The 24,453-nt window shown below is 71.2% G+C and carries 20 protein-coding genes; 19 read left to right on the top strand and 1 reads right to left on the bottom strand.

Annotated elements, in window-relative coordinates:
• Positions 1-35: 35 nt before the first annotated feature.
• The 19 genes from EDF33_RS17425 to EDF33_RS17340 all read left to right on the top strand — a co-directional run bounded on the left by EDF33_RS17425 (position 36) and on the right by EDF33_RS17340 (position 22,481).
• The gene (locus EDF33_RS17425) at positions 36-2,747 is read left to right on the top strand and encodes a glycoside hydrolase family 2 protein (RefSeq protein ID WP_132100712.1); all 2,712 of its coding nucleotides are present in this window, start codon (positions 36-38) and stop codon (positions 2,745-2,747) included.
• 112 nt (positions 2,748-2,859) lie between these two features.
• Positions 2,860-4,356, top strand: coding sequence for a sugar transferase (locus tag EDF33_RS17420; protein WP_132100711.1), 1,497 nt, complete (start codon positions 2,860-2,862; stop codon positions 4,354-4,356).
• A 171-nt stretch (positions 4,357-4,527) separates the two neighbouring features.
• Positions 4,528-4,815, top strand: coding sequence for a twin-arginine translocase TatA/TatE family subunit (gene tatA / locus EDF33_RS17415; RefSeq protein ID WP_123293839.1), 288 nt, complete (start codon positions 4,528-4,530; stop codon positions 4,813-4,815).
• A 115-nt stretch (positions 4,816-4,930) separates the two neighbouring features.
• On the top strand, positions 4,931-6,331 hold the full coding sequence (locus EDF33_RS17410; RefSeq protein ID WP_131881224.1) for an MFS transporter: 1,401 nt from the start codon (positions 4,931-4,933) through the stop codon (positions 6,329-6,331).
• Positions 6,332-6,384: 53 nt separating this feature from the next.
• Entirely contained in the window at positions 6,385-8,553 is a 2,169-nt protein-coding gene (locus tag EDF33_RS17405) for an AAA family ATPase (protein WP_131921346.1), read from the top strand.
• A gap of 89 nt (positions 8,554-8,642) precedes the next feature.
• Complete coding sequence (locus EDF33_RS17400) at positions 8,643-9,197, top strand: DUF2231 domain-containing protein (RefSeq protein ID WP_132100710.1); 555 nt, start codon at positions 8,643-8,645, stop codon at positions 9,195-9,197.
• Between the two features lie 55 nt (positions 9,198-9,252).
• The gene (locus tag EDF33_RS20725) at positions 9,253-9,375 is read left to right on the top strand and encodes a hypothetical protein (protein WP_260154542.1); all 123 of its coding nucleotides are present in this window, start codon (positions 9,253-9,255) and stop codon (positions 9,373-9,375) included.
• Between the two features lie 6 nt (positions 9,376-9,381).
• The gene (locus EDF33_RS17395; protein ID WP_123937429.1) at positions 9,382-10,035 is read left to right on the top strand and encodes a response regulator transcription factor; all 654 of its coding nucleotides are present in this window, start codon (positions 9,382-9,384) and stop codon (positions 10,033-10,035) included.
• A complete protein-coding gene (locus tag EDF33_RS17390) occupies positions 10,032-11,198 on the top strand; it encodes an ATP-binding protein (RefSeq protein ID WP_132100709.1) in 1,167 nt (388 codons plus the stop codon). Before EDF33_RS17395 ends, EDF33_RS17390 begins: the two co-directional genes overlap by 4 nt.
• 47 nt (positions 11,199-11,245) lie before the next feature.
• Complete coding sequence (locus tag EDF33_RS17385) at positions 11,246-11,788, top strand: hypothetical protein (protein WP_132100708.1); 543 nt, start codon at positions 11,246-11,248, stop codon at positions 11,786-11,788.
• Positions 11,785-12,846 carry a peptidoglycan-binding protein gene (locus tag EDF33_RS17380; protein WP_132100707.1) on the top strand — a complete coding sequence of 354 codons (1,062 nt, stop codon included), beginning with the start codon at positions 11,785-11,787 and terminating at the stop codon, positions 12,844-12,846. Before EDF33_RS17385 ends, EDF33_RS17380 begins: the two co-directional genes overlap by 4 nt.
• A complete protein-coding gene (locus tag EDF33_RS17375; RefSeq protein ID WP_131847068.1) occupies positions 12,843-13,565 on the top strand; it encodes an ABC transporter ATP-binding protein in 723 nt (240 codons plus the stop codon). The genes EDF33_RS17380 and EDF33_RS17375 overlap by 4 nt, the downstream gene beginning before the upstream one ends.
• Positions 13,562-14,752: an ABC transporter permease gene (locus EDF33_RS17370; protein WP_243692484.1), complete on the top strand. Its 1,191-nt coding sequence runs from the start codon at positions 13,562-13,564 to the stop codon at positions 14,750-14,752. The genes EDF33_RS17375 and EDF33_RS17370 overlap by 4 nt, the downstream gene beginning before the upstream one ends.
• Positions 14,753-15,035: 283 nt before the next feature.
• Positions 15,036-16,361: a sugar ABC transporter substrate-binding protein gene (locus EDF33_RS17365; RefSeq protein WP_131881211.1), complete on the top strand. Its 1,326-nt coding sequence runs from the start codon at positions 15,036-15,038 to the stop codon at positions 16,359-16,361.
• A 3-nt stretch (positions 16,362-16,364) separates the two neighbouring features.
• Complete coding sequence (locus EDF33_RS17360; protein ID WP_132100706.1) at positions 16,365-17,417, top strand: sugar ABC transporter permease; 1,053 nt, start codon at positions 16,365-16,367, stop codon at positions 17,415-17,417.
• Positions 17,414-18,271, top strand: a complete 858-nt coding sequence (locus EDF33_RS17355; protein ID WP_243650121.1) for a carbohydrate ABC transporter permease — start codon at positions 17,414-17,416, stop codon at positions 18,269-18,271. The genes EDF33_RS17360 and EDF33_RS17355 overlap by 4 nt, the downstream gene beginning before the upstream one ends.
• Before the next feature lie 280 nt (positions 18,272-18,551).
• On the top strand, positions 18,552-19,340 hold the full coding sequence (locus tag EDF33_RS17350; RefSeq protein ID WP_123340051.1) for a DeoR/GlpR family DNA-binding transcription regulator: 789 nt from the start codon (positions 18,552-18,554) through the stop codon (positions 19,338-19,340).
• Positions 19,337-20,332, top strand: a complete 996-nt coding sequence (locus EDF33_RS17345; RefSeq protein ID WP_132100705.1) for a hexose kinase — start codon at positions 19,337-19,339, stop codon at positions 20,330-20,332. Before EDF33_RS17350 ends, EDF33_RS17345 begins: the two co-directional genes overlap by 4 nt.
• 82 nt (positions 20,333-20,414) lie before the next feature.
• On the top strand, positions 20,415-22,481 hold the full coding sequence (locus tag EDF33_RS17340; protein ID WP_123937437.1) for a fructose-specific PTS transporter subunit EIIC: 2,067 nt from the start codon (positions 20,415-20,417) through the stop codon (positions 22,479-22,481).
• A gap of 199 nt (positions 22,482-22,680) precedes the next feature.
• Here the strand turns inward: EDF33_RS17340 and EDF33_RS17335 are convergent, their stop codons facing one another.
• Entirely contained in the window at positions 22,681-24,426 is a 1,746-nt protein-coding gene (locus tag EDF33_RS17335) for a beta-N-acetylhexosaminidase (protein ID WP_132100704.1), read from the bottom strand.
• Between the last annotated feature and the right edge of the window lie 27 nt (positions 24,427-24,453).

The following is a 24,453-nucleotide window of genomic DNA, read 5'->3' as shown; positions in this document are numbered from 1 at the left end:
GACGGACACCCCGTCCGCCGAAGAGAAGGACCTGCATGACCCTCGAACGCGAGGAACTCCGCGACGGCTGGACCGTGACCATGGCCGGAGGAACCGGCGCGCCGGACGGCGTCGCGGGACGCAGCATCCCGGCGACGGTGCCGGGGCAGGTGCACACCGACCTGGAGCGGGAGGGCCTGCTGCCGGACCCGACCTTCCACCTGAACGAGCAGGCGGCGAAGTGGGTCGGCCGGGCCGACTGGGCCTACCGGACCGCGGTCGACGTCGACCCGCGCGGCCACGAGCGTGTCGACCTGGTCTGCGACGGCCTGGACACGGTGTCCGAACTGAGCCTGGACGGCGTCGTCGTGGGCACGACCCGGAACATGCACCGCCGCTACCGCTTCGACGCGCGCGTGCAGACCGGGTCCGGCGCGACGACGAAGGACCTCGAGATCCTGTTCGAGTCGCCGTACCGCGAGGCCGGCCGGGTCGCCGCGAAGGCCGGCAGCATGCCGGGCCCGTACGACGAGCCGTTCCCGTACATCCGCAAGAACGCCTCGAACTTCGGCTGGGACTGGGGGCTCACCGCCGTCACGAGCGGTCCCTGGCGACCGGTCGCGATCGAGCGGTGGTCGACCGCGCGGCTGCGCGAGGTCCGCCCGCTCGTCGACGTCGAGGCCGGCGAGGGCGTGCTCGACGCCCACATCACCGTCGAGCGCTCCGGCCTCAACGACCTGGACCAGGACGGCGAGGACGACGACCTGGTGCTCGTCGTGACCGTGAGCGGCCTGAAGGAGGACGGCACGCCGACGCGGCAGCGGTCGCGGGCGCAGCTGACACCGAAGGACGACGAGACCGTCGTCACCGTGCGCGTGCCCGAGGCGCTGCGCTGGTGGCCCCGCGGCTACGGCGCGCAGGCGCAGTACGACGTGGTCGTCGAGCTGCAGACGGTGGACGGCGAGGTGCTCGACCGCGACACGTTCCGCACCGGCTTCCGGTCGACGCGGATCGACACGCAGGTGGACGACATGGGTCGTCCCTTCGGCATCCACGTCAACGGGACGCTGATCGACGTGCGCGGGGTGAACTGGATCCCCGACGACGTGATCATCTCGCGCGTCGACCGCGCGCGCCTGCAGTCCCGTCTGACCGCGGCGGCCTCGCTCGGCACGAACCTCGTGCGCGTGTGGGGCGGCGGTGTGTACGAGTCGCGCGACTTCTACGAGGTCTGCGACGAGCTCGGCCTGCTCGTCTGGCAGGACTTCCCGTTCGCGTGCTCGGCGTACCCGGAGGTCGAACCGATCCGCAGCGAGGTCATCGCCGAGGCCCGCGACAACGTCGCCCGCCTCGCGCGGCACCCCTCGCTGGTGCTGTGGAACGGCAACAACGAGAACATCTGGCTGCACGACGTGGACGGCTGGGCGGACTCGCTCGGTGACCGCGGCTGGGGCCTCGACTACTACCTCGACCTGCTGCCGACGATCGTCGACGCGGTCGACCCGTCGCGCTTCTACACCGTGGCCTCGCCGTGGTCGGGCGCCGAGTCGCTGCCCGCGAACGACGTCGACCACGAGACGCACCACTCGTGGGACGCCTGGAACCGCCTGCCCGACACCGCCTACCGCGGATCCGTGCCGCGGTTCGTGTCCGAGTTCGGCTGGCAGGCGCCGCCCGCCTGGCGGACGCTGCGGGACGGGGTCGCGGACGAGGTGCTGTCGCAGGACGCACCCGGGGTCGTGCACCACCAGAAGGCTGCCGACGGGATGGGCAAGCTGGCCCGCGGCATCGAGCCCCGGTTCGGCACGGAGCCCTTCTCGTTCGATGCGTGGCACTACCTGACGCAGCTGCAGCAGGCTCGGGCCATCGCGACGGGCGTCGAGCACTGGCGCACCCACTGGCCGCGCAACACGGGCGTGGTGATGTGGCAGCTCAACGACCTGTGGCCGGTGTCGTCGTGGTCGGCGATCGACTCGGCGGGGCGGCTGAAGCCGCTCGCGCACGAGCTGCGTCGGTTGTACGACGACGTCCTGCTGACGATCCGTCCCGTGTCGCGGGTGGCGGTCGCGCCGTCCGCCGTCTCCGGGCCGGCTGCTTCGCCGGCGTCGTCGCCCGTCTCACCGGTCGCGTCTGGTGCGGATCGGACGGGAGGCCCAGATCACCCCGGCCACTCGGCCTCCGCAGGCGAGACGGCTGATCTGGGCGACGTGGCGGACACCCTGTCCCTCGGCGTCTCGCCCGGTGCGTTCGGGTCCTCGCCCGTCGAGGTCGCCGTCCGGTCCACGCGCGGCGGCCACGACAGCGTGGTGCGCGTGCGACGGGTCACCACGGCCGGCACGATCCTGGCCGAGGCGTCGTTGCCCGTGCGCTTGTCGTCCGCCGGGGTCGCCGTCGTCGCCCTGCCCGAGTCCGTCGGCGTGGTCGACGACCCCGCGCGGGAGCTCATCGTGGCGGACATGGACTGGCGTCGGGCGGTCTGGACACCGGGCCCCGACGTCGACGTGCGGTGGGAACCCGCGCGGTACCGCACCTCGTTCACACCCGTCGACGGCGGGCTCGACCTGACCGTCGAAGCCGAGACGCTCGTCCGCGACCTGCTCGTGCAGCCCGACCGGGTGACCGCGGCCGGTGCGGTGGACCGTGGGTTCATGACCCTGCTGCCCGGGGAGCGGGTGACCTTCCGGCTCACCGGCGTGACCGAGGCCGACATCCCGGCGCTCCGTGCCGAACCCGTCCTGTGGAGCCTGGACCGCGCGCTCGAACATTGATATACAGAACGACACAGTGATATATTTGGTGGTGCGCCGCTCGCTGTCGTGACCCGACGACTCCGGCGTCCGGTCGACCTCCCGTCGGCCCGGTCGACAGGAGGACCCCACCATGTCGCTCGCGATGCGCCCACCCACCGCTGCCATCACCGTTCCCCCCGCCGCCGCACCGACCACCGCGCCGCCGTCGGCACCCGCGGGTGGTCGCCGAGGCTTCGCCCCCGCCGTTGCCCTGCTGGACGTCGGACTGCTGGTCCTGGCGTTCGCGGTCGCCCACGTCGTGCGCTTCCCCTGGGAGCTGTCGGCCGTGCGACCCCAGGCCGGCTGGATCGAGTTCGCGACGGCTCCGGTGATCATCCTGGTCTGGATGGCCCTGCTGTCGATGTTCCGCACCCGCGACCCACGCATCGCCGGCATCGGCAGTGACGAGTACCGCCGCCTCGTCACCGCGAGTCTGGTCGCCGTCGCCGTGGTGGCGGTCGTGGCGTACGCCGCGCAGCTCGACCTGGCCAGGGGGTACGTGGCCATCGCCTTCCCGCTCGGGCTCCTCTTCCTCGCCGTCGGGCGGAAGGCCGTCCGCACCGTCCTGGCGCGCAGTCGTGCTCGCGGGCAACGGTTGCAGGACGTCCTGATCGTCGGTGACACCGAGGACGTCCGCTACGTCGGGCGACGGATCGCCGCGACGCCCAGCGCCGGGTACCGGGTCCGCGCGGTCGTGACCGACTGCGAGCCGGTGGGCGCGACGATCGACCTCGGTTCGGCGTCCGTCCCGGTGGTCAGCGGGATCGACGACGTCCTCGCGCTGGCTCGTTCCGAGGGAGTCTCGGCGGTCGTCGTCGCCGGCGCCGTACGCGGCGGGCACGAGCGACTGCGCCGCCTCGGGTGGCAACTCGAGGAGCACGGCGTCGAGCTCGTCGTGTCGTCGCCCCTCGCGGACATCGCCGCAGGTCGCGTGCACGAGCGTCCCGTCGACGGCCTGCCCTTGATGCACGTGGAGACCCCCGACTACCGCCGTCGCACGGGCAAGCGTCTGCTCGACGTCGTCGGAGCCGGCTTCGGTCTCCTGCTGCTTGCGCCCGTGCTCGCGGTGATCGCGCTCGTCATCCGGCTCGACGACCGCGGTCCGGTGTTCTTCCGCCAGACCCGTGTGGGCCGTGGGGGCGCGGAGTTCTCGATCCTGAAGTTCCGCACGATGTGCGTCGACGCCGAAGCGCGGATGGCCGCACTCCAGGCAGTGAACGAGGGTGCGGGCCCGCTCTTCAAGGTGAAGGACGACCCCCGCGTCACCCGCGTCGGGGCGTTCTTGCGGAAGACGTCGCTCGACGAGCTGCCGCAGTTGTGGAACGTGCTCACCGGTTCGATGAGCCTGGTCGGACCCCGCCCGGCGCTCCCGCGCGAGGTCGCCCTGTACCAGGACTTCGCCGACCGCCGACTCCTGGTCACCCCGGGGATCACCGGCCTGTGGCAGGTCAGCGGCCGATCGGATCTGGACTGGGCCGAGGGTGTGCGGCTCGACCTGCACTACGTCGAGAACTGGTCGTTCCTGCACGACCTGGTGATCCTCGCCCGGACGGTGCCGTCGGTGCTCCGGTCGCGCGGCGCTTACTGAGGGTGCTGCGGCGGATCGGCCCGGCGCCTTCCCTGTGCGAACGGTGTCCGTTCCGGTCCTCGGCCTGGGCATCGGGGAGCGGGAGAGTTACGATGGGGAGAACACGGACTTCCGCCGCGTGGGTCGAAGAAGACCTGCGAACGGCGACCAGTTCCAGATCAAGGAGTCATGATGCTCGGAAACCTCGGCGGCGTACACCTGCTGATCATCCTCGGGATCGTCATCCTGCTGTTCGGCGCGACGAAGCTCCCGGCGCTCGCCAAGGGCCTCGGGCAGTCGATCAACATCTTCAAGAAGGAGATGACCGACGACGAGAAGAAGGCTCAGGCAGGCGACACCACGGTGCAGAACACCGCGGCCCCGACCAGCACCGTGCCGAACGCTCCCGCCGAGCCCGCCGCCGGTCCGATCCTGAACCCCGGCCCGAGCGCGCAGCCGAACACCGACTCCCGGCGCTAGAACACCAGCTCAGGACACCCAGCCCCGTCCTGTCGGCAGCCCCCGCGACCACATCGGTCGCGGGGGCTTCGTCGTGCGGGGCGCGCAGCGGTCCGAGGGGGCGCAGGATGAGCACATGACCACTGCCGCACCCCGCGCGACCGCGCCGCTCCGGGACGACCGGCGCACCGTGCTCGTGGTGGCGATCCTGTCGTCGTTCGTCGTCGGGCTCGACTCGAGCGTCGTCAACGTGGCGCTCCCCGCGATCCGACAGGAGCTCGGCGGCGGACTCGTCGTGCAGCAGTGGACCGTGGACGCGTACCTGGTGACGCTCGGCTCGCTCATCCTCGTCGCCGGATCACTGTCGGACGTGTTCGGCCGGGTGCGCATCATCACGTGGGGGCTCGTCGTGTTCGGGATCGCCTCGGTTGCGTGTGCGATCGCCCCGACGGGGGAGTTCCTGATCGTCTCGCGGGCGTTCCAGGGTGTCGGCGGCGCCCTGGTGACCCCGAGCGCGCTCGCCCTCATCGTGGCGGCGTTCCGCGGGGCCGCGCAGTCGAAGGCGATCGGCACGTGGACCGCCTGGTCGAGCGCGTCGACGATCCTCGGACCCGTGTTCGGCGGGATGGTGGTCGACAGCATCGGCTGGCGGTGGATCTTCGTGCTGACCGCCGTCCCGATCGCCGTGACGATCCCGCTCGTGCTGCGGATCACCGGTGACGTACACCCCGCGATCCGACCGCGCATCGACGTGGTCGGCGCCGTGCTGGCGGTCGTCGGGGTCGGTGGGGCGGTGCTCGGGCTCATCGAGCAGGAGCGGCTCGGGTGGGGCGCGCCCGTGGTGGTCACCGCGCTCGTGCTCGGTGCCCTGGCACTCGGGGCCTTCGTGCCGTGGGAACTCCACGTGATCCGGACGACCGGTTCGCCGCTGGTGCCGCTCGCGCTGTTCCGGGCCCGCAACTTCGCGGTGGGCAACCTCGCCACCCTGTCGATCTACGGCGCCCTGAGCATGGTCTTCTTCGTGGTCACCCTGTTCCTGCAGGAGGTCTGGGGGTTCCCGGCCTGGCTCGCCGGCCTGGCGACGCTGCCCCCGACGGTGGTCCTGCTGCTGGTGTCCTCGGCCGTGGGCGGGCTGGCGGGACGGTTCGGGCCGCGCTGGTTCATGGCCGCGGGCCCGGCGGTGGCAGCGGTCGGTGCGCTCCTGATGCTGCTGGTCGGTGCGCAGCCGGACGGGTACTGGATCGCGGTGTTCCCCGGGCTCGTGCTCATCGGGTTCGGGATCGCGCTCATGGTGACACCGCTGACCAGCGCCGTGCTCGGGTCGGTGCCGCAGTCCGAGGCCGGCGTCGGGTCGGCGGTGAACAACGCGATCGCGCGGATCGCCGGCCTGGTGATGGTGGCGCTCGCGGGCGTGGTCCTCGGCGGCGAGATGAGCGTCGCCGGCCTGCACCGGGCGGTCGTCGTGATGGCCGTCCTCCTGCTGGCCGGCGCGGTCGTCAGCGCCGTCGGGATCCGGAATCTCCCGGCGCCGACGTAAGTTGAGTGCAGTAGACTCAAGTACAACACCACCGCAACGAAAGGACGGAACGCATGGCGAACCTCCAGGGTGCTCCTGACTCGCAAGAGCGACAGAAGACCGCCCTCGAGCAGTACGGCGTCGACCTGACGGCGATCGCTCGCAGCGGCAAGCTCGACCCGGTCATCGGACGCGACTCCGAGATCCGACGCGTCAGCCAGGTGCTCACCCGCCGCACCAAGAACAACCCCGTGCTCATCGGCGAGCCCGGGGTCGGCAAGACCGCCGTCGTCGAGGGGCTCGCGCAGCGCATCGTCGCCGGTGACGTCGCCGACTCACTGAAGGACAAGCGGCTCGTCTCGCTCGACATCTCCTCGCTCATCGCGGGCGCGAAGTACCGCGGCGAGTTCGAGGAGCGCCTCAAGGCCGTGCTCAAGGAGATCAACGACTCCGACGGCCAGGTCATCACGTTCATCGACGAGTTGCACACCCTGATGGGCGCCGGCGGCGGCGAAGGGTCCGTCGCGGCCTCGAACATGCTCAAGCCGATGCTCGCGCGCGGCGAACTGCGGCTCATCGGGGCGACGACGCTCGACGAGTACCGCGAGTACATCGAGAAGGACGCCGCCCTCGAGCGACGCTTCCAGCAGGTCTACGTGGGCGAGCCCAGCGTCGAGGACGCCGTGGCGATCCTCCGCGGGCTCAAGGAACGCTACGAGGCACACCACAAGGTGACGATCAACGACTCGGCGCTCGTCGCTGCGGCCAGCCTGTCGAACCGGTACATCTCCGGCCGCCAGCTGCCCGACAAGGCGATCGACCTGATCGACGAGGCCGCCAGCCGGCTCCGCATGGAGATCGACTCCAGCCCGGTCGAGATCGACGAACTGAAGCGCAACGTCGACCGGCTGCGTGTCGAGGAGTTCGCGCTCAAGCAGGAGAAGGACGACGCCTCGAAGGCCCGGCTGGAGACCCTGCGGAACGAACTCCGCACGCGCGAGGAACGACTGGGCGAGCTCGAGCAGCGCTGGCAGGCCGAGCGGGCGAGCCTGAACCGGATCGGTGAGCTGAAGCAGCAGCTCGACGACCTGAACATGCGCAGCCAGCGTGCCCAGCGCGAAGCCGACTACGCGACGGTGTCGCGCCTGGAGTACGCCGAGAAGCCCCGGATCGCAGCGGAGCTCGCGGCCGCCGAGCAGGCCGAGTCCGCCGACCGCATGGTGAACGACAGCGTCACCGACGAGGACATCGCCGCCGTGATCGCGCAGTGGACGGGCATCCCCCTCGGTCGACTGCTGCAGGGCGAGACCGAGAAGCTCCTGCACCTGGAGAACGAGCTCGGCCGCCGGATCATCGGGCAGCGCACCGCCGTGAACACCGTGTCCGAGGCCGTTCGCCGCACCCGCGCCGGCATCTCCGACCCGGACCGTCCGACCGGATCGTTCCTGTTCCTCGGACCGACCGGCGTCGGCAAGACCGAGCTGGCCAAGGCGCTCGCGGAGTTCCTGTTCGACGACGAGAAGGCCCTCGTCCGCATCGACATGAGCGAGTACGGCGAGAAGCACTCGGTCTCGCGGCTGATCGGCGCCCCGCCCGGGTACGTCGGCTACGAGTCCGGCGGGCAGCTCACCGAGGCCGTCCGGCGTCGCCCGTACTCCGTCATCCTGCTCGACGAGATCGAGAAGGCGCACCCCGAGGTGTTCGACGTGCTGCTCCAGGTGCTCGACGACGGCCGGCTGACGGACGGGCAGGGGCGCACGGTCGACTTCCGGAACACGATCCTCGTGCTGACGTCGAACCTCGGCTCGCAGTTCATGACCGACCTGACGCTGACGGACGAGCAGCGCGAGGACGCCGTGCGCGAGCTCGTGCAGCAGGCGTTCCGGCCGGAGTTCATCAACCGTCTCGACGACATCGTGGTGTTCCAGGCCCTGACGGCCGACGACCTCGGCCAGATCGTGTCGCTGTACGTCGACCGGCTCGCCCGTCGCCTGACCGACCGCCGGCTCGAACTCGCGGTCACGCCGGAGGCGCGCGGGTGGCTGGCCGAGCGCGGGTACGACCCGCTCTACGGTGCGCGGCCGCTCCGCCGGCTGATGCAGCGGCAGATCGACGACAAGCTGGCGCGCGCGATCCTGTCCGGTGACGTCCGCGACGGCGACACCGTCCGGGTGGACGTCGCCGAGGACGGCGACGGTCTGACCGTCGAGCCGTTCCAGTTGGCGGAGGTCGTCGAGGAGTAGGCGGCGGCCGCGGTGGGTGGGGTGACCGACGGGAGGCCCGGTGCCGGTTCCTGGGACCCGGCACGGGCCTCCCGGGTTGGCTGCAGGGCATGCCTGAGATCCGCGCGATCCGTCGCCTCACCGACACCGTCGAGCACGCGAGCGTGCTCGACAAGGCCGTCGACATCGACCGTTCGGTCGTGAACGCCCTCGCCCGGCCGAAGGCCCTGCGGCAACTGCTGCACGGTGTGCCGTTCGGGCACCCGCTGCACCCGCTCATGGTGCAGGTACCGCTCGGGGCCTGGATCTCGGCCGCCGTGCTCGACGTGTTCGGCGGGAAGGGCAACGCGAAGGCCGCGAAGACCCTCGTCGGCGTCGGGCTCGTGTCCTCCGGCAGTGCGAGCCTCGCCGGGTACGGGGACTGGTCCGAACTCGACCGCGAGCAGCTGCGCACGGGATGGGTGCACCAGGCCGTCAACTGGGTCGGCATCTCGCTGTACGGCCTGTCGTGGTGGCAGCGCAAGAACGGCAACCACGGCGCCGGCAAGCTGCTCGGGTTCGCCGCGCTCGGCGTCGTGGGGGTGGGCGGGTACCTCGGCGGACACCTGGCCTACCGCCAGCGCGCTGGCGTGAGCGACCACGGTGAGGTGCCGTTCGACGCGTGACCACTGATACGGAAACGTTATGTGGACGAAACGCGGTACGTGAAATGCTCGACCCATGGATCGACTCAGCACCGACACCGTTCCCCTGACCGGCCTTCCCGCCCGCGGCGGCCTCGAGTTCATCGTCCACATCGACGAGGCGGCGGGGGTCGTGTCACTCGACCTCACCGCCGCGTGACCAGCCGTGCGGGTCCTGGTCGTCGATGACGAAGCAGCCCTCGCCGACCTCGTCGCGAAGGGCCTGTCGCGGCAGGACATGGCCGTCGACGTCGCCTACCGCGGCGACGACGCCGACGAACTGCTGGCGGTGAACGACTACGACGTCGTGGTGCTCGACCGTGACGTCCCAGGGGTGCACGGCGACGAGGTCGCACGTCGGCTGGCATCGCGCGGCAGCCTGACCCGCATCCTCATGCTCACCGCGGCGGCGACCCTGACCGACCGCGTCAACGGGCTCGAACTCGGCGCGGACGACTACCTCGCGAAGCCCTTCGAGTACCCGGAACTGGTCGCCCGGGTGCGCGCGCTCGGTCGGCGCAGCGTGGCCCCGGTCGCGCCCGTGCTCGAACGCGTCGGGATCGTCCTCGACACGAACCGTCGGATGGTCACCCGTGACGGCCGACCGCTCGACCTGACCTCGAAGGAACTCGGGGTGCTCGAGGCGCTCCTGCGAGCCGACGGTCGCATCGTCTCCGCCGAGGAACTGCTCGAGAAGGTCTGGGACATGAACATCGACCCGTTCACCGCTGCCGTACGGGTGACGATGTCGAAGCTCCGCAAGAAGCTCGGCCGCCCCGATCCGATCCGGACGGTCCCGGGCGAGGGCTACGCGCTGTGAGACGGGTCCGGCGGACCTGGAGCATCCGGGCCCGCACGGCGCTGACGTTCGCGCTCGCGGCGATGGCGCTCGCCACCGGGGTGGTGGTGTTCTCGAACGTGATGTCCCTGGCCGGGGTCGGTGCGGGTCTCGACACGACGGCGATCCGCGGTGCCTCCCCGGCGGAGACGTTCGTGACCGCCTCGCCGGTGCCGATCGGCGAGCGCTCGGCAGCGAACGACGCACCACCCTCCACCACGGTCGCGGTGGTCCGGCTCGTCGCCGTGCAGCAGTGGCAGTGGTCCGCGATCGGCATCGCCGGGGCGGGCCTCGTCGCCGGTGGCGTCGGGTGGCTGGTGAGCAGGCGCATGCTCCGACCGATCGACCGGATCACCGCGACGGCGAACCGGATCACGGCGTCGAACCTGCACGAACGCATCGCACTCGAGGGCCCGGACGACGAACTCCGACGGTTGTCCGGCACCGTCGACGACCTGCTCGACCGGCTGCAGACCGCGTTCGAGAGCCAGCGACGGTTCGTCGCGCAGGCGTCGCACGAACTCCGGACCCCGCTCGCGGTCCAGCGTGCCGCGATGCAGATCGGGTTGCACGACGGTGCCGGCGCCGATGACGTCCGAGTGGTGCGCGAGGAACTGCTCGAGCAGAACCGGCGCACCGAGCACCTCGTCGAGTCCTTGCTCGTGCTCGCGGAGGCCGATCGAGGGCTCGCAGGCGTCGGGACGTCGATCGACCTCGTGGCCATCGCCGACGAGGTCGTCGCGGGAGCCGCCGGGAGTGCGCACGAGGCGGGCGTGACCATCACCCACGAGGGCCGAGCCGCGCCTCCTGGCAGACCCACCATCACGGGTGAGCCGATGCTCGTCCGGCAGTTGCTCGTCAACCTCGTCGGCAACGCCGTCGAGTACAACGAAGCCGGCGGCTTCGTCCGCGTCACCACGCGCGGTGACGGCCTCGTCGTGGAGAACTCCGGGCCGGTCGTGCCGGACGAGGTCGCGCCACTGCTCGTCGAACCGTTCCGACGCTGCCCCGAGGTCGCATCCGGCGGTCGGCACAGCGGCCTCGGCCTGTCGATCGTCGCGTCCATCGTGCACGCGCACGGGTGGCGACTCGTCGTCACCGCGCGCCGTGAGGGCGGCCTGCGCATCGACGTTTCGTCGGTGTGACCCCACGCGTACCGGGGACGAAACACCGGGTCCGCTGTGCTGGTCCCATGAAGCCATCCACGAAACACTCCACCACCACCACCACCACCACCACCACCATCGTCGCCGTCGCCGCAGCCGTCGTGCTCCTGCCCGGCCTCCTCGCCGGCTGTTCCGGAGCGCCGTCGACCGACTCGACCGACACGGCCTCGGGCGGCGGCAAGGGGGCCGGGGCCTCGCTCGCGTCCTGCATGCGTGACCACGGGTACGACATGCCGGATCCGTCGTCGGATGGGAGCACCCTGTCCCTGTCGGCTCCCGACGGCATCGACGACGAACAGTGGAAGGCGGACCTGCAGGAGTGCATGGGCGACGCCGGAGCCGGTGAGGGGTTCCAGGCGGCGAAGCCCGCCGGGACGCCGGAACAGCGGAAGCAGATCGCGGAGTGCATCCGTGAGAACGGGTTCGCCGACTACCCCGACGGTGACGATGCGATGTCCACGTACCGGCCCGACGACCAGGACGCGTTCCAGGACGCGTCGTCGACGTGCTTCGACGAGGTCCTGGGCAAGGGCGGCAGCTCCGGTTCGAACACGACGGTGCAGCCGTGACCACCGTCCTGACCAGGCGTCGAGCGCTCGTCACGAGCGCGTGCCTCGTCGCGGTGCTCGCCGCAGGTGCTGGCACGTGGGCGTTCATCGACCTGCAGGCCGCGCCGTCCTCGGCAGCAGCCGATTCCGGCAATCAGCAGCACCCGACCGCCGCGGTCACGAAGGGCGACCTGACGGACTCGAAGGTGTTCGCCGGGACCCTCGGGTACGGCACGGCCACCGGGGTCCCCGGCGCCGCCTCGGGCACGCTGACCTGGCTCCCCGCGCCCGGGCAGGTCATCAGGAGCGACGAGTTCCTGTACGCGGTCGACGAGCGCGGGGTGCGGGCGATGCACGGCACGGTGCCGATGTGGCGCTCGCTCGAACGCGGGCTGACGGGCACCGATGTGCAGCAGCTCAACGACAACCTCGCCGCGCTCGGGTACGACGTCGCGCAGGACGACTCCTTCGGCCCGCGGACGCAGCGCGCCGTGCGGCAGTGGCAGGAGGACCGGGGGCAGGAGGTCACCGGCGTGCTGACCTCGGCGGACATCGCGTTCGTCGACGGGGACGTGCGTGTCGCGACCGTCGACGGGAAGCTCGGCCAGCCGGCGGAGGGAGGGAGCGGCGACGTGCTCTCCGTCACGAGCACGAAGCGCATCGTCGTCGCCACCGTCTCCCAGCGCGACGCCGAACGGCTCGCGGTCGGCACGGAGGTGCGGGTCCGGATCAACGGCGCCGGGGCACCGATGACGGGCGAGGTCACCGACGTCCAACCGAGCTCGGGAGACGACGCCGGGTCCAAGGTCGACGTGTCCGTCGCGTTCGACCCCGGCTCGCGACGGCTGCCCGCTGCGGCGTCCGCGCAGATCGACGCCGCGGGAGCCACCGAGAAGGACGTCCTCTCCGTGCCGGTCGCGGCACTCGTGACGACGGGGAACGGCGCGTACGCGGTGGACGTGGTGCGGCGCGACGGCACGACGAAGCGGGTTCCCGTGACCCCCGGGTTCATCGCCGACGGCCGGATCGCGATCACCGGGAACGTCGCGGAAGGCGACCGCGTGGTGGTGCCGGGATGAGCGGCACGGGGCCGGTCCTCGCCCTGCGCGAGGTCACGAAGACCTACGGCGACGTCGGCGCGCTCCGCGGGGTGACGCTCGACGTCGCCGCCGGGGAGCTCGTCGCGGTCGTCGGTCCGTCCGGGTCCGGCAAGTCCACGATGCTCAACATCGTCGGGACCCTCGACCGTCCCACGCAGGGCTCGGTGTCGATCGCCGGGAACGACGTCGCGACCATGTCCGACAACGCCTTGTCCGCGCTGCGAGCTGAGCACGTCGGCTTCGTGTTCCAGCAGTTCCACCTGCAGGCCGGTGCCACCGCGGCGGAGAACGTCGCCGACGGGCTCCTGTACTCGGCGACCGGGCGACGTGAACGGCGCCGACGCGCCCACGAGGCCCTGGAACGAGTCGGCCTCGGGCACCGCACCGACCACCGCCCGACCCAGCTCTCCGGGGGTGAGAAGCAGCGCGTGGCCATCGCCCGCGCGATCGTCGGGAACCCCACGATCCTGCTCGCCGACGAGCCGACCGGCGCGCTGGACTCCGCCTCCGGTGCGGCGATCGTGACGCTCCTGCGTGCGTTGAACGCCACCGGCACCACGGTCCTCGTCATCACGCACGACCTGGGCCTCGCAGCCTCGTTGCCGCGGCAGGTCCGGATGCGTGACGGTCTGGTGGAGCACGACTCGGCGGTCGGGCCGGCTGGGGACATCGCCGCTGCCATCGGTGGCGGCCGGTGACCGGCGTGCGAGCACGGTTGGGTGCCGCTGACCTGCTCCGGCTCGGGGTGTTCGGGCTGCGCACCAGACCCGGCCGTGTCGTCCTGTCGGCGCTCGGCATCGCGATCGGCATCGCCGCGATGATCGCCGTCGTCGGGATCTCGTCGTCGAGCAAGGCGAAGCTCGACCAGGTGCTCGACGCCCTCGGCACGAACGTGCTCACCGCCACGCAGGCCCAGGGGTTCGGTGACGTGCCGCCGTTGCCGTCCACCGCACTCGAGTCGGCACTCCGCCAGGACGACGTGCAGTCGGCTGCCGCGGTCGGCACCGTGGTCGACGCGGCCGTATACCGCAACGAGTTCATCCCGCCGCCGGAGACGAAGGGCATCGGCGTGATGGCGGCTTGGGGCGACGTGCCGCGCGTGCTCGGCGGCGAGCTCGGGTCCGGGCGCTGGATCGATGACTCGGTCGTGGCTCCGCCGCAGGTGGTGCTCGGTGCGGCCGCCGCGTCGGCACTCGGCATCGACCGGGTCCGTGCCGACAGCCGCGTCTGGATCGGCGGGCAGTGGGTGCAGGTGGTCGGGATCCTGGAGCCGATCGCGCTCGCCGACGACCTGGACAGCCAGGTGTTCGTCCCCCGCGGCCTCGCCCGGCAGCTCGGGTTCGACGGGGCGCCGACCGCCGTCTACACCCGCGTCGACCCGTCGCGAGTCGCACCGGCACGGGACATCCTGGCGAATGCGATCAGCCCGGGGTCCCCGCAGGACGTCGGCGTGACCCGACCGTCCGACGCGCTCGCCGCGAAGGACGCCACCGACGACTCGTTCACCGGGTTGCTGGTCGGCATCGGCGGCGTGGCGCTGCTCGTCGGCGGCATCGGCGTCGCGAACACGATGGTGATCACCGTGCTGGAACGTCGTGCCGAGGTCGGGGTGCGGAGAGCCCTCGGAGCGCGGCGGCGGAACATCCGCGACCAGTTCCTGGTCGAGTCGTTGCTGCTGTCGTTCCTGGGCGGGGTGGCCGGTGTGGTGATCGGGGTCGGGGTGACGGTCGCCTTCGCCCTGGCGCAGGGGTGGCCGGTGGCGATCCCGCTGTGGGCCGTCGGCGGCGGGCTCGGCGCGACCGTCGTGATCGGCGGAGTGTCCGGGTGGTACCCGGCCGCGCGCGCAGCGCGCATCCCACCGACGTCCGCCCTGGCGGCCGTCTGAGGCCGTGGTGGTGATCCGGGAGGCCCGGTGCCGGTCTGCGGGACCGGTACCGGGCCTCCCGGTCGTTCCGTCCACCCCGTCGACGCGTGGCGCAGATCATGCCTGGTCATGACCAGTCGCGTCAAGCGTTGGCGACGATCTGTTCGCCATCCGTGATCCCCCGGAAACACGCGGATCGAACCCGCTCACAGGGACCGATCCAACGGTTGACAAGGGCTCTCGGAAGGTCTTCTATTGCGAATACGCAACGACCTTTCATAAAGGCCGGACCAAGGGAGTCAACGTGACACGCACGCGTTTCGCCGCACTCGGTGCGCTCGGCCTGGCGGCCGCGCTCGCCCTCACCGGGTGCTCCGCCGGAAGCAACGGAGCTTCCGACGGTGGCACGAAGGCCATCGGCACACCCGATGGCAAGGGCAAGACCATCACCGTCTGGATGATGAACGGCGACCTGAGCGACAAGGTCCTCGACGCAGCTCAGAAGCAGTTCACGAAGGACACCGGGGCGAAGGTGAAGATCCAGACCCAGCAGTGGGACGGGATCACCACGAAGCTCACCACGGCGCTCGCCCAGGACGACGCCCCGGACGTGGTCGACCTCGGCAACACCCAGGTGCCGGTCTACGCAGCGGCCGGCGGTCTCATGGACCTGACGCCGTACCGCGACGAACTCAAGGACGGCCAGACCTGGCTCACCGGGCTCGAGGGGCCGGCCACGGTGGACGACAAGCTCTACGGTGCTCCGCTGTTCGCCGGCAACCGTGCCGTCGTCTACAACAAGAAGGTCTGGAAGGACGCCGGCGTCACCGACGTGCCGACCACCTACGACGAGCTCACCGCCGACCTGGACAAGGTCAAGGCCGCCAACACGGCGAGCGACTTCTCCGCCTTCTACATGCCCGGCCAGTACTGGTACGGCGGGCTGCAGTGGGTCTGGGACGCCGGCGGCGAGATCGCCTCCGACAAGGACGGCAAGTGGACCGGGAAGCTCGACTCCGACGACGCCGTGCAGGGCCTGACGGCGTGGAAGACGTTCCAGAACGACTACTCCGCGAAGTCGACGCAGGACATCAACACCGACAAGCCCTCGCAGAGCGACGTCTTCGCGCAGGGCAACACCTCGGCGTTCCTCGGCTCGGCGTGGGAGATCGGTTCGATCACCACCGCGAAGCCGGCGCTCGCCGACCAGATCGGCACGTTCCCGATGCCCTCGCAGACGGACGGCAAGACGCAGCCGGTGTTCCTCGGTGGCTCCGACCTCGGGATCCCGGCGAAGGCCGCCAACCAGGACCTCGCGCTGTACTACCTGAAGATCCTGACCTCGAAGGAGTTCCAGCAGGACCAGGTGTTCGGCGTGGACGGCTGGGAGCCGAACTCGACCGAGCTGCTCGACGCCGTGGCCGACGACGTCGACACCCTGCACAAGCCGTACTTCGCGGCAGCGGGCACGAGCCGTCCGACCCCGGCGACACCGGGCTGGGCGACCATCGAGGGCGACGCGTCGTTCCAGTCGATGTTCGCGGACATCGCCACCGGGCGGAAGTCGCCGGAGCAGGCCGCCGAGGGCTTCTCGAAGCACCTCACGACCGCGCTGAACGCGCAGCAGTAGTCGATGACCTCCACTGCAGAGCAGGCGACCGGTTCGGAGCAGTCCGAGCCGGTCGCCGGCGGCGGGGGGACCAGGGGCGCGGGCGCCGGGGGCACCGGGGGCAGCGGCGGTGCCGGGTTCGGGCGGCCGGTTCGTCCCGGCCGCGGGGCGCGTCGTCTGTCGGCGGTGGCGTCGCGCGCACCGCTCGTCCTGCTGGCGCCCGCGGCGATCCTGCTGCTCGCGCTCGTCGTCTACCCGCTCGTCCGGCTCGTCGTCATCTCGTTCCAGGACTACGGGCTCCGGGCGATCTTCACCGGGGAAGCCGGGTTCGCCGGGGTCTCGAACTACACGAACGTCCTGACCGACGCGTCGTTCTGGCCGGTCATCCTGCGCACCGTCCTGGTCACCGGGGCGATGGTGCTCGGCACGATCGTCATCGGGATGGGCGTCGCGCAGCTGCTCACCCGGTTGGGCGTCGCCATGCGCACCGTGGTCAGCGTCGTGCTCGTGCTGGCCTGGGCGATGCCGAACGTCGCATCGAGCCTGGTGTGGCAGTGGCTGTTCCAGCCCTTCTACGGGGTGCTCAACTGGCTCATCACGCAGCTGCGGGTGTTCGGCGACCACACGCAGGACAACTGGGCGTCGCACCCCGGGCAGGCGTACACGATCGTGCTCACGCTCGTGATCTGGCAGGCCGTGCCGTTCGTCGCCCTGACGCTGTACGCCGCACAGTCGCAGATCGCGCCGGAGTACTACGAGGCCGGGGCGCTCGACGGTGCCTCGACGTGGACGATGTACCGCGCGATCACGCTGCCGGCACTCGCCCCGACGCTGCTGCTCGTGTCGATCCTGTCGGTGATCTGGGACTTCAACGTCTTCAACCAGATCTGGTTGCTCACGAGGGGCGGTCCGGAAGAGGCCACCCTGACGCTGGGCATCTGGACGTTCGTGAAGTCGTTCGTCTCCAACGCGTACGGCCAGGGCGCCGCGATCGCCGTCATCTCGACCGTGATCCTCGGCGCGCTCACCAGCTACTACATCCGCCGGCTCGTCCGCAGCGGGGAGGAGGACCTGTGACCGTCTCGAATGCTGCGCCGGTGCGGGCGCGGAAGCGGAAGCCGCGCGTGGTGGCGAACACCATCGCGGTGGTGTTCTGCTTGGTGTGGGTGTTCCCGATCTACTGGATGGTGAACACCGCCTTCAAGCCGGCGGACGAGGTCACCACCATGACCCCGATCTGGGCACCACTGCACCCCACGCTCGACAACTTCACCCGCGCGCTCACGCAAGAGGGCTTCCTGGTCTACCTGCGGAACTCGACCATCGTCGTGGTGGCCGCCGTGCTGCTGTCGATCGTGGTCGGGTTCCTGGCGTCGGCGGCGCTGTCGCGGTTCCGGTTCCGCGGGCGGCGGGCGATCCTGGTCGGCATCCTGTTCGTGCAGATGATCCCGTCGGGCGCGCTGCTCATCCCGCTGTTCCTGTCGTTCCAGACCCTCGGTCTGCTCAACAGCTACGTCGGGCTGATCTTGGCGTACGTCGCGAGCGTGCTGCCGTTCTCGATCTGGGTGATGCGCGGGTTCTTCGTGGCTGTACCCGTCGAGATCGAGGAGGCCGCGAAGGTCGACGGGGCCGGCACCTTCCGGATCCTGTGGAGCGTACTGTTCCCGCTCGTGATGCCGGGGGTCATCGCCACGAGCGTGTTCGCGTTCATCGCGGCGTGGAACGACTACCTGATCGCGTACGTGATGCTCAAGGACCAGGGGATGTACACGCTGCCGGTCTGGCTCGCGGGCTTCTCGACGAACAAGGGCACGGACTTCGGTGGGCTGATGGCGGCGAGCGTGCTGTTCTCGATCCCCGTGGTCGTCTTCTTCCTCATCGTGCAGCGTCGCCTGGTCAGCGGCATGACCGCGGGAGCCGTCAAGGGCTGACGCGCTCGACCGAACACCCCGTCGCACACGCGGCGGGGTGTTCGTGCGTGTGGGGCGTTCGTGCGTGTGGGGTGTTCGTGCGTGTGCCGTCCGTCGAGGTTCCACGACATGCCGCGTGCTGGACGCCGAGGTTCCACGGACGGGCTGTGGGCGCCGCGAGATGCCGAGATTTCGGAACCTCGGGGGAGGGGGCGGGGAGGGACGCGAGGCGGGGTGGTTGTGTTTGTGTGGGTTTGTGGCTTATGGTTCCTGAAACCCACGGGAACGAAGGAGTTCGGGCATGTACGCAACCGAGCGGCACGACGCGATCGCAGCAGCGCTGCAGGACGCCGGCCGGGTCTCCGTCGCCGATCTGGCCGAGCACTTCGACGTCACCACCGAGACCGTGCGCCGTGACCTCGACACCCTCGAGTCCGCCGGGGTCCTGCGCCGCGTGCACGGGGGAGCGGTGCCCATCGGCCGCTCGAGCGTCGTCGAACTCTCCGTCGCCGAGCGCGAAGGGCAGCACGGTTCCGCGAAGTCCGAGATCGCCCGAGCCGCGATGCGCCTGGTGCCCTCGACCTTCACCGGCTCGATCGCGATCGACGCCGGCACCACCTGCGCCGCCGTCGCCGCCGAACTCGCACGCTGGGAGCCCGCCACCGCCGGCGCGACCCTCACCGTCATCACGAACTCCGTCCCGATCGCCGCGACCCTGCAGCACAGCGAGCACGTCGAGCTGCACCTGCTCGGTGGCCGGGTGCGCGGGGTCACGAGCGCCGCCGTCGGGACCGCCACCGTCGAGCAGATCAGCGCCCTGCGGCCCGACATCGCGTTCGTCGGCACGAACGGCCTGTCCGCCGGCTTCGGGCTGAGCACCCCGGACGAGTACGAGGCCGCGGTCAAGGGCGCCTACGTCCTCGCCGCCCGCCGAGCCGTCGTGCTCGCCGACGCCGCGAAGCACGGGGTCGAGGCCCTGATGCGCTTCGCCCGGCTCGACGAGATCGACACCGTGGTCACCGACCAGGAGCCGCCGGCCGACCTCGCCGGCGCCCTGACCGACGCCGACGTCGAGGTCGTCGTCGCATGAGCCGCCGCATCGTCACCGTCACGCCGAACCCGAGCCTCGACCGCACCATCGAGCTCTCCGGCGAACTGCAGCGCGGCGCCGTCCAGCGCGCCATCCGCTCCACCGCGGAGCCCGGCGGCAAGGGCGTCAACGTGTCCCGCGTCGTGGTCGCGAGCGGTGGGGACACCATCGCCGTGCTGCCCGGCGACGAGCTCGACCCCGTGCTGCTCGGCCTCGCCACGCGCGGCATCCCGACCGCCGCCCTGCCGATCGGTGCGCCGCTCCGCTCGAACGTCACCGTGACCGAGCCGACCGGCACCACCACGAAACTCAACGAGCCCGGTCCCTCGCTCGCCGGTCGGCTGGACGACCTGGCCGACCTGGTCGCCGACACGGCCGCGGCGACCGCCACCGGACCCGCCGCCCGCTGGGTGGTCTTCGCCGGCTCGCTCCCGCCCGGACTCCCCGACGACGCGCTCGCCGTGCTCGTCCGCGCCGTCCGCGCACGCCACGGTGAGGACGTCCGGATCGCGGTCGACTCGTCCGGCGTCCCGTTCACCGCACTGCTGCAGTCCGGCGAGCGGATCGACCTGGTCAAGCCGAACGCCGAAGAGCTCGCCGAGGTCGTCGGCGGCGACCCCGACACCTACGAGCAGGACCTCGACGCCGCCGTGGCCGCTGCCGAGCGGTTGCGCGACCGGAACGTCCGCTCGGTCCTGCTGACCCTCGGCAGCGCCGGCGCCGTGCTGGTGTCGGACGAGGGTGCCTTCGCCGCCGCAGCACCGCGGATCGTCGCCCGCTCCACCGTCGGCGCGGGGGACTCCTCGCTCGCGGGCTACCTGCTCGCCGAGGTGGCCGGAGCGTCCCCCGAGCAGCGCCTCGCCCAGGCCGTCGCGACCGGAGCCGCCGCCGCAGCCCTGCCCGGCAGCGACGTGCCGGCCCTCGACCACACCGACCCGACGGCGATCTCGGTCCGGGTGCTCACGACGCACCCGGCGCCCGAGCCCGCCTGACCCCCGCCCCAGCTCGAACACCCCCACTCCCCGAACACCTGCACGACCCGCGCGATCAGCGCCATTGCGAAGGAGCAAGCACATGTCCGCAGACTCGAGTCCGCGCCTCATCAGCGCCCAGCTCGTCGGCCTCGACGAGGACCTCGGTGCCACCTCGGCCGACGTCATCCGCGTCCTCGCCGACCGCGTCGCCGCGACCGGCCGCGCCGCCGACGGCCGGGTCCTGGCCGAGGACGCCATCAAGCGCGAGGCCAGCGTCGGCACCGGGGTTCCCGGCGGCATCGCGATCCCGCACGCCCGTTCGGCATCGGTGTCCGAGCCGACCCTGGCGTTCGCGCGTCTCGCCCGGAAGGTGTCGTTCGGCGCCCCGGACGGCGACGCCGACATCGTGTTCATGATCGCCGTGCCCGAAGGGGCCGACAAGGACCACCTGACGGTCCTCTCGACCCTGGCCCGTGCGCTCATCCGCGACGACTTCACCGCCGCCCTGCGCGCCGCAGCCACCCCGGACGAGATCGTCCAGCTCGTCGACCGCGAGGTGAGCGGCGAGGTGTCCGAAGCCGGCGTCGGGAAGGCGAGCAGCGCCTCCAGTCCGACCGCCGCACCCGCGCCGGGCCGCAAGGTCTTCGTCGGCGTCACCGCCTGCCCGACCGGCATCGCGCACACCTACATGGCGGCCGACGCCCTCGTCGCCGCGGCGCAGCGCGCCGGTGCCGAGATGCACGTCGAGACCCAGGGGTCCTCGCAGGTCGAGCCCCTCGACCCGGCCCTCATCGCCCGCGCCGACGCCGTCGTGTTCGCGGTCGACGTCGACGTCCGCGACCGCGGTCGCTTCGCCGGCAAGCCGCTCGTCTCCGGACCCGTCAAGCGCGGCGTCGACGAGCCCGACAAGATGATCGCCGAGGCCATCCGCGCCTCGGACGACCCGAACGCCGCACGCGTCCAGGGCGGTGCAGCCGTCGACGGTGCGTCCACCGCCAAGAACGAGCACTTCGGCCAGGCGCTCAAGCGCTGGCTGCTCACCGGCGTCAGCTACATGATCCCGTTCGTCGCGGGCGGCGGGCTGCTCATCGCGCTCGGCTTCCTGCTCGCCGGCTACGGCATCGCGCTCACCCACGGTGACGACGGCGTGAACAACGCGGTCTTCGCGCTCCAGCACTACAACCTGGTCGACCTGCCTCCGGAGGGGCTGCGCTACTACCTCGGTGCCGCCGCGTTCCAGATCGGCTCCGTGTCGCTCGGCTTCCTCGTCGCAGCGCTCGCCGGGTACATCGCCTACGCCATGGCCGACCGACCCGGCATCGCGCCCGGCTTCGTCGCCGGTTCCATCGCCGTCTTCATGAACGCCGGGTTCCTCGGTGGCCTGATCGGTGGCCTCATCGCCGGTGCCGCGGCGTACTGGATCGGTCGCATCCCGACCTGGCGCTGGCTGCGTGGCCTGATGCCCGTCGTGATCATCCCGCTGTTCGCCTCGATCATCGCCTCCGGCCTCATGCTGCTCGTGCTCGGTGGACCGATCGCCTGGCTCATGACCCAGCTGACCGAGTTCCTCAACTCGCTGTCCGGCGCCTCGGCGATCCTGCTCGGCATCATCCTCGGCCTGATGATGGCCTTCGACCTCGGCGGCCCGGTCAACAAGGTCGCCTACGCGTTCGCCGTCGCCGGGCTCGGCGCCGGGACCGCCACCAACGTCGTGCCGTTCGAGATCATGGCCGCCGTGATGGCTGCCGGCATGGTGCCGCCGCTCGCCCTGGCACTCGCGTCGACCGTCCTGTACCGCAAGGGCTTCACGAAGCCCGAGCGCGAGAACGGCAAGGCCGCCTGGCTGCTCGGGGCGTCCTTCATCTCCGAGGGAGCGATCCCGTTCGCCGCGGCCGACCCGCTGCGCGTCATCCCGGCGTCGATGGTCGGTGCCGCGGTCACGGGTGCGATCTCGATGGCTGCCGGTGTGACCTCGCGGGCGCCGCACGGTGGGATCTTCGTGTTCTTCGCCATCGGGGACGTCGCGATGTTCATCGTCGCGATCCTGGCCGGCACGATCGTGTCCGCGCTGGTGCTCGTCGGGCTGAAGAAGTTCGTGCGTCGGGCCCCGGCGGCGGACGCCGCCGTGTCCGAGACGGCAGACGACCGCGTGGCCGTCGCCGTGTAGTCGACGTCACCGCGTGACGGACGGGAGGCCCGGAGCCAGCTGGCGCCGGGCCTCCCGTCCGTCCGTGGTCGCGACGCACCGCCGGCCGCACGTCGGGCGGTCACGTTCCGTCGCTGGCGTGGCGCCCAAAAGACGAGACGTGACCGCGCGCCGGCACTGAACGGGGTGTCGTGACCACGCGAGGAGCACGCGCGTCCCGCTACTCGGCGATGTTGGCTGTGACCGCGTCGATGTAGGCGGCACGGTCCTCACGCGAGTGCGGCCGCCCCGGAACGCCCGGACGCCGCTCCCACGGGAACGGCCCGGCCTCGTGCCGGTACTCGATCCCCATCGCCTCGAGCCGCGCGGTGTGCTCGGCCAACCGCCCGCGGAACTCGGCGACGTCGCGCGGTCCGGTGACGTCCGCCGACCAGAGCGCCTCGGCCAGGGCGGCCACCCGCGGGAACAGCTGGTAGTCGAGCTTCCGGGCGGTGTCGACGTGCTCCGTCCACATGTTGCCCTGGCCGCCGATGACGTGGGCACGCTCGGACTCGGTCAGGCCGGACGGCACCGGGTCGAACCCGAAGACGTCGTCGACCGTCAGCACGATGGACACCGGGATCGGTTCGGTCGCCAGGTCGCTCTGGCGGTAGTCGAGGTAGGCCTGGTCGTCGGGCGACGAGATCACGTCGTGCCCGCGCTTCGCCGCCGTCCGGGCGCCGGTCAGACCGCGCCACGACACGATGGTCGCCGAGGGGTCGAGCGTGCCGCCCTCGAGGATCTCGTCCCAGCCGAACGCCTGCCGCCCGTGCGAGGCGACGTGTGCCGCGAGCTGCCCGATGATCCAGGCCTGCAGCTGCTCTTCGTCCTCGAGCCCGAGTGAACGCATGCGCTCCTGCGTGCGGGGGTCCTCGACCCACTGCACCTTCGGGCACTCGTCGCCGCCGATGCCGATGTAGCGGGAGGGGAAGAGCGCGATGACCTCGTCGAGGACGTCCTTGAAGAAGTCGACGGTGCTGTCGTCGGCGTTCAGGACGTCGTCGGCGATGCCCCACTCGGTCCAGACCTCCACCGGCGTCTCGGGGTGCACGCCGAGCGACGGGTAGGCGGCCAAGGCGGCACGGACGTGTCCGGGCGTCTCGATCTCGGGGACGACGGTGACGAACCGGTCCGCTGCGTAGGCGACGATCTCGCGGATGTCGTCCTGCGTGTAGTACCCGCCGTGCGGGCGGCCGTCGAACGCTGCGGGGTGCAGCACACCGTCGGCGTCGGGGACGTGCGCGCCCACCTGGGACTCGCGGCGCCAGGACCCGACCTCGGTCAGGCGCGGGTACTTCCGGATCTCGATGCGCCAGCCCTGGTCCTCCGTCAGGTGGAAGTGCAGCCGGTTGATCCGGTGCGCCGCGAGCTGGTCGACGACGCGCATGACCTCGTGCTTGGTGCGGAAGTGCCGCGCGACGTCGAGCATGACGCCGCGCCAGGCGAAGGCGGGGGCGTCCTCGACGATGGTGGACGGGACGGACCACGGCCCGGTGCCGACGCGGCCGCTCCGGTACACGTCGGCGGGCAGCAGTTGGAGGAGCGCCTGGACGCCGTAGAACACGCCGGCGGCCGAGCCGCCCGCGACGTCCACACCGTCGGGTGTGACGGTCAGGCGGAAGGACTCGGCGCGCTCGCCCTCGGGCGACGGCGGACCGGCGGGCAGGGAGGGATCGTCGGTGACGCGCAGCGAGATGACGCCCGTCCGCACCGGCCCGTCGGCGGAGGCCGCCCCGTCGACGGCCACGTCCTCCGCTGCGTCGCGGACCGGCTGGCCGGTCGACGCCCGCAGCGTCTGCTGCAGGTACAGTCGGACCGATCCGCTCGCTGCGTCCGCTGCGATGCGGGTCGACGGGGTGATCTCGAAGGCGCCGGTACCGGGGACGGCGCGGCGCGGTCGTGGGATGAGCATGTCGGAGTCCACCATTCCTCAATGATCTTTCGTAATGTGGAG

This window comes from Curtobacterium sp. PhB146 (genome assembly GCF_004342995.1).
GTDB lineage: Bacteria > Actinomycetota > Actinomycetes > Actinomycetales > Microbacteriaceae > Curtobacterium.
This window is presented reverse-complemented; position numbering and strand designations above follow the sequence as displayed.